Consider the following 13,181-nt stretch of genomic DNA (forward strand, 5'->3'; position numbering starts at 1 on the left):
TGATGCAATTACTTGTTTTCATTGTTTCTTATCCTTTTCTATGGGGAATCTCACGATTGCCTAATTGGGCTCTTTATGGACTTTCTGATGTAGTTTATGTGCTCATTTATAAGATTATAGGGTATAGGAAACGCGTAGTTAGGCGTAATCTAACACTTTCTTTTCCAGAGAAATCACTTGAGGAAATTAAGCAAATAGAACGAAAATTCTATCATCATTTCTGTGATATTTTCCTAGAAATGCTCAAAACAATGTCTTTTTCACAGAAAGAAATGCAAAGGCGGATGGTTTTTCCGAATAAGGAACTACTAGATAGGTTTTATCAGAATAAGCAGAGCTTTATTATTATGTGTGGGCATTATAATAGCTATGAGTGGCTTCTTTCATTAGCTGCTCAGATACCTCATACCTCCTATGCGCTCTATACACCTATTACGAATAAGTATTTTGATAGATTTATCCATAAAATTAGAGGAAAATTCCATAGTTATCTTCTTTCTCGATATAAAGCAATTGAGGAAATTCGCAAGCAACAGCATAACCAAGAATTATGTGCTTATGGATTGGCTAGTGATCAGTCTCCATCAAGTTCTCCTAAGGGTTATTGGCGTACTTTTATGGGGGTTATGGTGCCTGTATTTACAGGAGCAGAACGCATAGCCAAGCAGTTCAATATACCTGTAGTTTTTTGTGATATTCAGAAGATAAAAAGAGGCTATTATGAGGCTACTTTTGTCCTTATTTCAGAGTATCCTGCTCAAACTGCTGAACATCAGATTACTGATACTTTTACAGAATTATTGGAAGAACAAATACGAAAAAAACCTGAATATTACCTTTGGACACATAATCGGTTCAAACATTCCAAGCAAGAAGATTTATCAAAAAAACTATGAGAAAAATTTCTTTTTCTCGTAGTTTTTTCTTATCTTTGCTACTTTAATAATGTAAAAAGTTTTTATAAAAAAATTATTCCCTTATGGATAAATATTCTTTCCTAAATGCTGCAAATACACAGTTTTTTGCAGATTTATATGACCAATATGTGGAGAACCCAGACTCTGTAGAGGCGAGTTGGCGAGCTTTTTTTCAAGGATTTGATTTTGCTCGTGAGAACTATGGAGAGGATTTCTTCGAGGAAGAAGTGGTATTAGCTCAATCACAATCACGTGAGGTTTCCACTCCTGTGGTAGCTTCAGCACAAGTATCTCTCCCCATATCAGATAAGGTAGAAAAAGAATTGAGAGTACTGAACCTTATCAAGGCTTACCAACAGAGAGCGCATCTCTTTGCTAAGATAAGTCCGATCACTCAGCGTCCTTCTTATGAGCCTGCCTTGGCTATAGAGAATTTTGGATTCACTCAGGCTGACTTGAACACTGTCTTTGATGCAGCGAAGGAGCTTCAACTCCAACCTTCTCCACTTTCATTGATTATCAAAAAATTAGAGGATACATTTACCCAGTCCATAGGAATAGAATTTGATTATATAGAATCCTTTAAGGTAAAGGAATGGATTCAGAATAAGCTCTATGCTACCGATTTTCTTAAAGATTTCACAAAAGAAGAAAAGGTGCGTATCCTACAGAAATTAGCTGAATCTACAGCATTAGAGAATTTCTTTCATAATAAATATGTAGGGCAGAAACGTTTCTCTTTGGAGGGAAATGAAGCGGTTATTCCTGCTATAGATGCACTTATTGAGCTAGCAGCTAATGAGAAAGATGTAAAAGAAGTAGTTATAGGAATGGCTCATAGAGGAAGGCTTAATATGCTTATCAATATATTAGGAAAGAATCTACAGGATGTTTTTTCTGAGTTTGATGGAAAAGATTATGAAAACCCAGAATTTGATGGTGATGTGAAGTATCACTTGGGGCTTACTTCCTTAAGAACAACTACAAAGGGTAAAGAAGTATTGTTGAACTTAGCTCCTAATCCTTCACATCTGGAGACAGTTGCTTCTGTTCTTGAAGGAATTGCTCGTGCTAAGCAGGATATTCACTATGCAGATAAGCCTTCGCAGGTATTGCCGATAGTCATTCACGGTGATGCTGCAGTTGCAGGACAAGGAATTGTATATGAAGTAATGCAGATGGAACGCTTGAAGGGTTACACTACTCACGGAACTGTTCACGTGGTAATTAATAACCAAATAGGATTTACAACCAATCCTTCTGATTCTCGTTCTACTACTTATTGTACAGATATAGCCAAAGGATTCCAAGCTCCTGTACTTCACGTGAATTCAGATGATACAGAGGCTGTTGTTCGAGCTTTCTTATTTGCTCTTGATTATCGTATGACTTTCGGAACAGATGTCTTCATAGATGTTATAGGATACCGAAAATATGGACATAATGAAGGTGATGAACCTAGATTTACTCAACCTTCTTTATACAAACTCATCGGAACTCACAAGAATCCTACTGTAATATATACAGAAAAATTAGTTAATCAAGGTGTAATTACCCCTAAAGAAATAGAAGCCTATGAGGAAAACTATCGCAATCACTTAGATACAGAACTAGAGGCTTCACGCTTAAAAGACCTTACCATTATTAATCCTTTTATGCAAAATGAATGGCAAGGCTTTGATCATATAGCTTCTCAGCAAGATATGCTTTTGCGAGTGGATACTTCTTTTTCAAGAGAAAAGCTAGACCAATTAGCAGCACTTATTACAGTACTTCCTGAAGATAAGAAATTCATTAATAAGATTTCTAAAATTATTAAAGAAAGAAATAATCTGTATTTTGAGCAACAAAAAGTAGATTGGGGACTTGCAGAGCATTTAGCCTTTGCTACGCTTTTGTCTGAAGGACACGATGTACGTATCTCAGGAGAGGATGTAGGAAGAGGAACTTTCTCTCATAGACACGCTGTGATTAAGACAGAAGATACAGAGGAAGAAATAATTCCTTTGTCACGAATCAAAGAGCTTGGAGGAGGAACATTTAGATCATTTAACTCTTTACTTTCTGAATATGGAGTCCTTGGCTTCGAATATGGTTATGCACTCACTACACCACAGACTCTTACCATCTGGGAAGCACAGTTTGGAGATTTTGCCAATGGAGCCCAGATTATGATAGATCAATATATCTCCTGCGGGGAAGATAAATGGAAAAACCAAAGTGGTTTAGTAATGTTGTTACCTCACGGATATGAAGGACAAGGAGCGGAACACTCTTCTGCCCGCTTGGAACGTTACCTACAATTATGTGCTTCACAGAATATGTTTGTAACCAATTGTACCACCCCAGCCAATATCTATCATTTGCTTCGCCGTCAGCTTAAAGCTCCTTTCAGAAAACCTGTTATAGCTTGTTCTCCTAAGAGCTTGCTAAGACATCCTTTGGTGATTTCTTCTATTGAGGAACTTACTAATGGCTATTTCCAAGAGGTTATTGATGATGCCCAAGTAAATCCTCAAGAAGTACGTACTCTTGTATTCTGTTCAGGTCGTTTTTATTATGATTTGTTAGCTGAACGTGAGAAACTGAATAGGCAAGATGTTGCGTTAGTACGTATAGAGCAATTATTCCCATTGCCTGTAGAGCAATTAAAAGAAGTCATAGCCCGTTATCCTAATGTAACAGATTATGTGTGGGCACAGGAAGATCCTAAGAATATGGGAGCTTATGCTTATATGCTAATGAACTTTGACTTAGTGAAGTGGAGATTAGCTGCAATGAATGCTTACGCGGCTCCTGCCCCAGGTAGCCCAGCTCGCCATAAAGCTCGCCATCAGGAGGCTATTAATAAGGTGTTCTCTCCTAATAAATAGAGAATATAATTTTTTTGAATAAAGGAGAAGTTGTCTTTTTAAGACAACTTCTTTTTTTTTTTATAATATATTTTCATATTATAGATATTATCTATAATTTTTGAAATATGATATTTTTGATTTGTTTTGCTTTTTGAGAATTTTAATAATGTTATTATATGTTAAAAATATATTCTTTAAAAATTTTTAATTATTGTATATCAAAATTTTATAATTTTATTTGTTGTAAATAATTTATTAAAAAAAGACTTTGATATATTTTTTATTGTTTGGTATCAAAAAAAATCATACCTTTGCAAAAAAATAAAAGAATGGATTATACAAATAAAACAATTGGAGAAATTGTAGCGGCAGATTTTCGTACTGCAGCAATTTTTAAAAAACATGGGATTGATTTTTGTTGTCGAGGAGGAAGAACAATAGAAGAGGCTTGTGAGAAGAAAAAAGTTCTAGAGGAGCAACTTATAGACGAACTTTCCTCCTTGCCTAGCGGAAATGGAGATACTGTAGATGTAACAGGTTGGCCTCTTGATCTTTTAGCAAACTATATAGTAAAAATACATCACGAATATGTAAGGGAAAAAACACCTATTTTATTACAATTCTTGGACAAACTTTGTAAAGTACATGGAGATAGACATCCTGAGCTTTTTGAGATTAATCAGCTTTTCACAGAAAGTGCTCATGACCTATCAGAACACTTACAAAAAGAAGAACGAGTATTGTTTCCTTTCATAGAAAAACTTGTAAAAGCCTCTCAAACAGGAGAACCTTTAGAAGCTACTCATTTTGGAACAGTAGAGAACCCTATTGAAATGATGAAACATGAGCATACTGTAGAGGGTGATCGTTTTGCAAATATAGCAAAGCTTACTAGTGGCTATTTACCTCCAGCAGATGCTTGTAATACCTACAAAGTTACTTATGCAATGTTAGAGGAATTTGAGAATGACCTTCACCGTCATATTCACTTAGAGAATAATATCTTATTCCCTAAGGCAATTGCACTAGAGAAAAAAATGAAGTAAATACTTAATAACTCATAGCAATTTAATTTAAGGAGAGAAACTACTTGGAAAAAATCTAAGTAGTTTTTTTGTTTTACATTATAAATAGTGCTACCTTTGCACACCAAATACAAGTGATTTATGGTAACATACCTTATTGTTTTCTTAGGAGTTGCACTCTTGCAGGGTGTATTATTGTGGAAAGGCTATCAAAAGGCAGGCTACAAAGCTTGGCAAGCCTTTGTACCAGTGTGGAATATGCTTATTCTTTTCAAAATTATTCAGCGACCTTGGTGGTGGATATTCTTAGTATATTTACCTGTAATAGGGAATATTATGGCAATTGTACTAGCCTATGAATGGTTACATGTTTTTGGTTATCGCCAAAAGCGTTATACTCTTCTCGCAGTGCTTACTTTAGGGATTTATCTTTCTTATGTAACTTATTTGACTAAAACACAATATTTGGGTAAGAATGAGGCTATTATAGCAGAAAATGTCCCTTCTTGGCTTAATGGTATTCTTTATGCAGTAGTAGCGGCTTCTACTATTCATACCTATTTTATTCAGCCTTATACTATTCCTACTTCATCTCTAGAGAAAACACTTCTAGTGGGGGACTTTCTTTTTGTAAGTAAGTTCCATTATGGAGCACGTTTGCCTATGACACCTTTTTCTATGCCTATGGTACATGATACAATTCCTGTATTAAAGACCAGATCCTATTTACCTCAACCTCAGTTGCCTTATTTACGATTACCTGCTATAGAAAAAGTAAAAAGAAATGATATAGTAGTTTTCAATTGGCCTACTGATACAGTGCGATTCTTCCGTGATCCTTCAGGTATTCACGCATACAAACCTGTAGATAAGAAATCTCATTATGTGAAGAGAGCAGTAGCTATTTCTGGAGATAAATTTGAAATACGTGATGGAGAAGTTTTTATTAATGATAAAAAAGAAACTTATCCAATAAGAGCTAAGCTACAAACTTCCTACAGAGTAGAAACAGCTCCTGAATTCAGGGACTATTTGGTTAATTTGTATGGAAGGCAATATACAGCAGAACAACTTCTACCAGTTCTTTTATTCCAAAACTTTAGTGTGACTGATGCTTCAGGATTTAGTAGCCCAACTGAATTCATTGTACAATCAGCTACAGATGAAGTAGCTGAAAAAATACGTCAATTACCTCATATAAAAAATGTGAGTAAGATATTAGCTCCTAGAGAGTATAATCCTGCTATTTTTCCTCATAGCAAGAATTATTCTTGGAGTGAAGATAATTTTGGTCCAGTAGAAATCCCTGCTCAAGGAAAAACTATACAACTATCTATAGAAAATCTACCTTTGTATAAGCGTATTATTGCAGAATATGAAGGTAATGAGTTGTCTGTACAAGGGAGTGATATATTTATTAATGGACAAAAGGCAAATACTTATACATTCCTACAGAATTATTATTGGATGATGGGGGATAATCGTCATAATTCTGAGGATAGTCGTTATTGGGGATTTGTTCCTTTTGATCATATTGTAGGAAAACCTGTTCTTATCTGGATGAGTTGGGATGCAAATGCTTCTGGTCTTGATAAAATTCGTTGGAACCGACTCTTTACTACTGTAAATGGAGAGGGGGAACCTGTCTCTTATCTTTATTGGGTATTAGGACTAGGAATATTGGGTTACATTGGCTACGAGGTATATAAGAAAAAATACGGAGGAAAAGCTAAAAAATCATAACAATGAAAGTTTTATTACATCCTACCTATTTTCCTACCATAGCCTCCTTTTCTCTTTTGGTGAAGGAACAATGTCTGTTAGAAGTATCGGATAATTATCAGAAACAGACTTTTCGGAATCGTACCTACATCTATGGGGCAAATGGCAAACAGATTCTTACAGTCCCTATTTTGCATACAGGAGGGGATACAGGGCGTCAGTTCTATAAGGAAGTAAGGGTAGATAACAGTGTATCGTGGCAGAAAATCCATTGGAAAACTTTACAAACAGCCTACCGAACCTCTCCTTATTTTGAATATTATGAAGATAAGATAGCTCCTATATTTGAGCAAGCCTATACTTTTTTGTTAGATTTGAATCTCAAAACAATAGAAGTTCTCTTGGACTGCTTACATTGTTCTGTAACATGGGAAGAAACTACTCAATATCAAGAAAATTATGACCAAGTAAGTGATTTTCGCTATCTTTCTAATGCAAAAAAAACACATTCTATAGAGCAGGAGCCTTATTATCAGATATTTTCCGATAAATATGGATTTGTAGCGCAGTTAAGTGTTCTAGATTTGCTTTTCCACGAAGGAAATCATACCTTAAGTTATTTGAAGGAAAAGATAAGCATCAAATAGATAAAATGACACTCATCAAGGGTGTCATTTTTATTTAAGGAGCTTTGTATGTTTTTTCTTTAGTTTTCTTATAAAGAGGAATCATATAGGAAAGAGTGTAATTATAATTAATACCGAACTTACTTCCTTCCCATACACGTTGTACCCCTGGTATCCAGAAGTTAGGGAAATCATTTTTCTGTTGATATAATAAAAAACTGAACCTTACAGAGGCACCAGCATAGAAGTGCTTAAAGAGCTCTACTTTCATTCCTAAGATAGCTTCTAACCAGTGAGCAGTACGTCCTTTATAAGTTGTAAGAATATCAGATTGTGTTCCTATAACCGATTCATTCCAATAATTGTGAAGAGTATGTAGGGTATAGCCTGTCACCTCTTGGTTAAAAGTGGAAAATCCATAACGCCCTCCAAAATAAATCATATTCTCCATTCCATACCAGTTGGTATAGGAATTATAATCTACTCCTAGCTTAATGTATTGCCCATTAGTTGTAAAATCAAAATAGTCTGTATGGCTAGATTTACGTTCTTTTCCGACTTCTCCAGCAAAATAATAACGATAATTCCATCTATAATCCCCAACAATTTCTAATCCTTGATAATTTTTGTCAAGAAAAGATCGAATAGGCTTGGTAATATCAGCACCAAGGCGTAATCCATATTGTTGGTAATAGGTTTTTTCGTTATTTTCTTCCTTTTTTATAGTTTCCTTTGCTTCTTTAAGTGGTTTTTCTTGAGAAATGCTAGGAAAACAACAATATAAACTAATAAAAAATACGAATGCTAGCTTGTTTTTCATTTTCTATTTTTCTAAACATTACTTGTACTCGATTAATCCAAGGAATATTACCAGAGATAGAGTCGGAGGTAGCTGTAATTTGGTCATATATAATTTTGTAGCCACAGCCTTTATCTGAAAATATTTGTGAGGCATTAGCATTGATTTTTAGGGCTACTTGGGTACCACGAGTAAGGTTCCCTCTACTATCTACCACGGCATCTTTTACAAGAATAAAGGAAGATTCTCCAGAAGTTAGCCTTAGAGGAAGAGCTAAGGAATCAGTTGTAGAGATAGGTTGTATGGGTCTATTTTGGTCTTTTCCAATGACCAACAGATTATTTACAGGTTTTGTCCTACGAGGAGCATCCTTATCATAGATACGTACAATAAGGCGAGGAGTAACTACATTATCGGTACAGATATCATCACTTTCGCAACTAATGAGAAAAAGTAAGACAAACAAAAATAAAAATTGTTTCATTATTGAATTATTTTATATAAAAAAATCCCTGAAAAACAGGGACTTTTTCTTATTAAAAAGAAATGTTATATTTCTTCTGAATCTCTTAATTGCTGGATGAATTCCGCTCTTTGGATTACGTTACGACGAAGCACAGAGGGCTTAGTAAAGTGCTGACGTGCACGAAGCTCCCGTACAATTCCTACGCGATCAAATTTTCTTTTGTAACGCTTTAGGGCTCTATCAATATTTTCTCCTTCTTTTACTGGTATAATAAGCATAGTGTAACACCTCCTTTCATTTACGGGCGCAAAGATACAACTATTTTTCGTTTTTACAAAAATATTTTTATTTTTTTATATTATCACTAATTCTTAAAGATAAGCAAAAATATAGGGCTCATAATGTAGAAATTCTTCTTGTAAAGTTCAGGAATTATCTCTACTTTTGTGCCTTTAATTCTATAAAAATGAATATACCTAAAGTAGCAGAACATATCGTTGGTTGGCTTTCTGATTATATAGAACAAACAGGAATTAAGGGGATGGTTATTGGTATCTCAGGAGGAATTGACTCGGCTGTAGTTTCAGCCTTGTGTGCCAGAACAGGTAAGCCAGTTTTATGCTTGGAAATGCCTATCCATCAAGCTCCTAACCAGGTCAGTAGAGGAAAAAGGCATATTGAATTCCTCAAGGAGAGGTATTCAAATGTGAAAAGTTTAGAAGTGGAGCTTACCTCTGTTTTCGAAGAATTTGTTGCTCAGATTCCTCCAGTTCAGGGGAATGACTTAGCTCTTGCTAATACACGTTCTCGGCTTAGAATGACAACTCTTTATTATTTTGCGGGCTTGTATGGATATATGGTAGTAGGGACAGGTAATAAAATAGAAGATTTTGGAGTAGGTTTTTTTACCAAATATGGTGATGGAGGAGTAGATGTAAGTCCCATTGCTGATTTGATGAAAAGTGAGGTCTATAAGCTAGCAGAGTATTTAGATATATTACCTGAGATTCGTCAGGCAGCTCCTACAGATGGACTCTTTGGGGATAATCGTACAGATGAAGATCAGCTAGGAGCTTCCTATGATGAGCTAGAGTGGGCAATGAAATTTTCAGAAAACAAGAGTGAAGAGGATGGACTTTCTCTCAGAGAAAAGCAAGTACTTTCTATTTTCAGAAGATTGAACCGTATTAATCAGCATAAAATGAATCCTATTCCTATTTGTAAGATACCTAAAGAATATATAAATAATTGATAATCAAATAAATGCCGTTTGTGTTTAATGGATTTTATTTGAATAGTTAAAAAATATAAAATATATTTTGTTCTTGTAATAAATTATTATCTTTGCCAATTATTAAACAAACCAATGAAAAAAAATATTTTTATTCTTTTCTTTTTAGGAATTATTTCCTTTGCTTCCTGTAGTTTTACAGATAAAAAATTTGAACAATCAGCAGATAAGGAGAAACTTCTGATGGAAATTATCCAATATATGATATCTCGAGGACATTATGATAGGCAGTCATTAGATGATACTTATTCCAAAAGAGTTTTCAAGGGATATCTTCAGTATTTAGACCCTCAAAAACGTTATTTTATAGAATCTGATATAGATGAGTTTAAGAAAAGTGAAACTCAATTAGATGATGATCTAAAGAAGATGGATATTTCATTCTTCAATCTTACTTATAAGCGCTTACAACAAAGAATAGAAGAGGCAAATAAGCTTTCAGTAGAACTACTTAAGGGCTCTTATGAATTTTCTAAAAATGAATCTATCAATCTGGATTATGAAAAAAATCCTTATCCAAAGAACCAAGAAGCCCTCCGTGAGCATTGGCGCAAGCTTATCAAGTATTCTATTCTATCGAACTTGATTATTAAGCAAAAAGAAGAGCAGACAAAAAAAGAAAAGGATTCTAAATATATTGTAAAGAAAGAAGAAGAACTTAAAAAGGAGGCTATAGAAGCTACCGCCAAAGCCTTTGAAGAAATGTTCATGTCTTACAAAGACCTTACAGAGAATGATTGGTTTGGTATTTATCTTAATAGTTATGTAGAGGCTACAGATCCTCATTCAAGCTATATGGCTCCTGATATAAAGGAACGTTTTGATAGAGATATGTCAGGTAAATTTGAAGGAATAGGAGCTGTATTACAGAAAAAATCCGATGGAATACGTATCTCTGATATTATAATGGGAGGTCCTGTATGGAAAGGAAAATTACTTGAAGTAGGTGATTTGATACTCAAGGTAGGAGAGCCTAATAAAATTCCTGTAGATGTAATAGGAATGCGACTAGAGAATGCAGTGAAGCTCATTAAAGGAAAAAAAGGAACTGAAGTACAACTTACCGTAAAGCGTTTAGATGGAACTATTCAGGTGGTTTCTATCATCCGAGATATAGTAGAGATAGAAGAAACCTTTGCTAAGTCAGCCATCATTAAGAGCAAAGATAATAAGTATGGAATTATAAATCTGCCTACTTTCTATGTAAATTTCAAAGATGTACGTGAGCGTAATTCAGCTTCTGATATGGCGTTGGAAATAGCTAAGCTCAAGAAAGAGAATGTAGATGGACTCATTGTAGACTTACGTAATAATGGAGGAGGTTCATTAGCAAAAGTTGTAGAAATAGCAGGCTTATTTATCAAAGATGGTCCTGTAGTACAGGTGAGGGATGCTAATGGAAATGTACAAATACTCCGTGATACAGACAGAGGATTGCAATGGGATAAACCTTTGATTATTTTAATCAACGAACTTTCAGCATCAGCTTCAGAAATTCTTGCTGCAGCAATGCAGGATTATGGACGTGCTATTATTCTTGGTAGCAAACAATCTTATGGAAAAGGAACAGTTCAAGAACTTATAGACCTAAATAGAGAAGTCCGCAATAGTTCTTTAGGTGATTTGGGAGCTATAAAGCTCACTCGCCAGAAGTTCTATCGTATAAATGGAGGCTCTACACAGCTTAAGGGGGTTAATAGTGATATAGTTATTCCTGATCGTTATCAGTATATTAAGGTAGGAGAAAGAGAATTAGAAAATCCTATGCCTTGGGATGAGATTGGGCAAGCCTCTTATAATCACTGGACTGATAATAAAAAATTTCCTCAGGCTATCGAAAATAGTAAAAAACGTATTCAGAGTAATAAGTTATTTAAACTTGTAGATGAAAATGCACGATGGGTACAAAAACAAAGAGAAGAAAATACTTATTCTCTTAACTATGCTACTTACAAGAAACAAGTAGAGGAAAGTGAAGCTATGACAAAAAAATTCAAAGAGATAACAGAATATAAATCTCCATTAGAATTCTCTTCTTTGCCAAGTGAAGAACAAAAAGCAAAAGAAAATGAGGATGTAAAACTTCGTCGTGATCGCTGGCATGAAAGTCTTCAAAAGGATATTTATGTAGAGGAAGCGGTCTCTGTATTGAATGATTTATTAAAATAAAATGAGTTTACATATCATATTTTGAGTTTTTAACGCTTTAAAGATACAATCTTTGGAGCGTTTTTTCTGTAAAGATAAAATAATTAGGTTATGAAGATAAAAAATATAATAATGATGTCATTTTTTGCTTTTATACAGCAATTGTTTTCACAAAATATTACTGAAAAGCAATTATTTTCGGAAGATATATCCAATATAAATTCTCTAGAAAAAGGAATTCAACAAGCTGAAATGGTGGTACATTATCTTCTACAAGAAGGTTACTCCCCAAGTATTTCTGTTTGTGTTACTAAAAAAGGCTTTTCTATATGGGAAAAAGGATATGGCTACGCAGATATAGAGAACAAAATTCCTGTAAATACAAGAGAAACCCTTTATAGAATAGCAAGTGTGTCTAAGCCTTTGACAGGAGTATCTCTCACCAAGATGCAAGAGCAAGGTTGGATAGATTGGAACTGTTCGCTGTATGATTATGTGCCTTATTTTCCTGAAAAAGCTTATGATTTCACTATAAAACAATTAGCAGGACATCTAGCAGGGATAAGAGCCTATAAGGGAAAAGAAGTATTCTTAAATGAGTTTATGAGTATTCATGATGGGATAGGCGTTTTCGCTAATGATCCTTTACTATTTGAACCAGGAACGAAATATTATTATAATAGTTATGACTTCAATCTCATTTCTTTAGCAATGCAAGAAGCTGTGAAAGAGCCTTTTGAGTGGTATGTAACACAGAATGTTCTTCAGCCTATAGGAATGTTTCATACTTTTCCTGATATGGGAGGGCTCTCTCCTAATCAGTCTATTCCTTATGCTATGGATAAGAAAAATCGTTTTAGGAAAGCTACAGAGGTGAATAATTTCTTTAAGTTGGGTGGAGGAGGATTCCTCTCTACAGCTTATGATGTGAACCTATTAGGACAAGCTATTCTTAGTGGCGGGCTCCTAAAGCCAGCTTATCAGGAAGAGATGCTTACCTCTCAACGATTAAACTCAGGACAAGAGACAGGTTATGGCATAGGCTGGCAATCTACAGCGGATTGGAATGGGCGTACTTATTATGGTCACATAGGTAACGGAATAGGAGGATATGCGTGGTTCTATGTATATCCTAAGGAAGAGTTAGTTTTTACCTTTTTATTCAATACAACTAACCCTTCTATAGGGAAATATATGCATCGGATAATGGATTGTATAATAAAGGGAGCTAGCTATAAGGAATATATAACTAATAACTATCCTATTATTATACAAGAAGATACACAAAAAATATCCCAATAATCTTAAAAAATCGGTGTGAAAGAGGTTCTA

At 34.6% G+C, this 13,181-nt stretch carries 11 protein-coding genes; 8 read left to right on the forward strand and 3 right to left on the reverse strand.

From position 1 onward, the window contains the following. The first annotated feature begins 2 nt into the window (after positions 1-2). The 5 genes from RYK20_RS02620 to RYK20_RS02640 all read left to right on the forward strand — a co-directional run bounded on the left by RYK20_RS02620 (position 3) and on the right by RYK20_RS02640 (position 7,166). Positions 3-896, forward strand: coding sequence for a lysophospholipid acyltransferase family protein (locus RYK20_RS02620; protein ID WP_314894313.1), 894 nt, complete (start codon positions 3-5; stop codon positions 894-896). 83 nt (positions 897-979) lie between these two features. Then, complete coding sequence (locus RYK20_RS02625; protein ID WP_314894314.1) at positions 980-3,790, forward strand: 2-oxoglutarate dehydrogenase E1 component; 2,811 nt, start codon at positions 980-982, stop codon at positions 3,788-3,790. Between the two features lie 311 nt (positions 3,791-4,101). Next, positions 4,102-4,818, forward strand: coding sequence for an iron-sulfur cluster repair di-iron protein (gene ric / locus RYK20_RS02630; protein ID WP_314801199.1), 717 nt, complete (start codon positions 4,102-4,104; stop codon positions 4,816-4,818). Positions 4,819-4,938: 120 nt separating this feature from the next. Next, positions 4,939-6,540 (forward strand): signal peptidase I, encoded by a 1,602-nt coding sequence (gene lepB / locus RYK20_RS02635; protein WP_314894315.1) that lies wholly within the window; start codon positions 4,939-4,941, stop codon positions 6,538-6,540. A gap of 2 nt (positions 6,541-6,542) precedes the next feature. Continuing rightward, positions 6,543-7,166 carry a WbqC family protein gene (locus RYK20_RS02640; RefSeq protein ID WP_314894316.1) on the forward strand — a complete coding sequence of 208 codons (624 nt, stop codon included), beginning with the start codon at positions 6,543-6,545 and terminating at the stop codon, positions 7,164-7,166. A 34-nt stretch (positions 7,167-7,200) separates the two neighbouring features. Here RYK20_RS02640 and RYK20_RS02645 read toward each other — a convergent pair whose 3' ends face one another. The 3 genes from RYK20_RS02645 to rpsU all read right to left on the reverse strand — a co-directional run bounded on the left by RYK20_RS02645 (position 7,201) and on the right by rpsU (position 8,688). Continuing rightward, positions 7,201-7,965 carry a DUF6048 family protein gene (locus RYK20_RS02645; RefSeq protein WP_311456340.1) on the reverse strand — a complete coding sequence of 255 codons (765 nt, stop codon included), beginning with the start codon at positions 7,963-7,965 and terminating at the stop codon, positions 7,201-7,203. Beyond that, positions 7,931-8,428 (reverse strand): DUF6452 family protein, encoded by a 498-nt coding sequence (locus RYK20_RS02650; RefSeq protein ID WP_311456338.1) that lies wholly within the window; start codon positions 8,426-8,428, stop codon positions 7,931-7,933. The genes RYK20_RS02645 and RYK20_RS02650 overlap by 35 nt, the downstream gene beginning before the upstream one ends. 65 nt (positions 8,429-8,493) lie before the next feature. Further along, entirely contained in the window at positions 8,494-8,688 is a 195-nt protein-coding gene (gene rpsU / locus RYK20_RS02655; protein ID WP_297980079.1) for a 30S ribosomal protein S21, read from the reverse strand. A 188-nt stretch (positions 8,689-8,876) separates the two neighbouring features. Between rpsU and nadE the strand changes: the two genes are divergently transcribed. The 3 genes from nadE to RYK20_RS02670 all read left to right on the forward strand — a co-directional run bounded on the left by nadE (position 8,877) and on the right by RYK20_RS02670 (position 13,151). After that, positions 8,877-9,662 carry an NAD(+) synthase gene (nadE, locus tag RYK20_RS02660; protein ID WP_311456336.1) on the forward strand — a complete coding sequence of 262 codons (786 nt, stop codon included), beginning with the start codon at positions 8,877-8,879 and terminating at the stop codon, positions 9,660-9,662. Positions 9,663-9,776: 114 nt separating this feature from the next. Beyond that, the gene (locus RYK20_RS02665) at positions 9,777-11,870 is read left to right on the forward strand and encodes a carboxy terminal-processing peptidase (RefSeq protein WP_314894317.1); all 2,094 of its coding nucleotides are present in this window, start codon (positions 9,777-9,779) and stop codon (positions 11,868-11,870) included. Positions 11,871-11,981: 111 nt separating this feature from the next. After that, positions 11,982-13,151 (forward strand): serine hydrolase domain-containing protein, encoded by a 1,170-nt coding sequence (locus RYK20_RS02670; protein WP_314894318.1) that lies wholly within the window; start codon positions 11,982-11,984, stop codon positions 13,149-13,151. Positions 13,152-13,181: the final 30 nt, after the last annotated feature.

It is taken from the genome of uncultured Capnocytophaga sp. (genome assembly GCF_963525585.1).
Classification (GTDB): Bacteria; Bacteroidota; Bacteroidia; order Flavobacteriales; family Flavobacteriaceae; genus Capnocytophaga.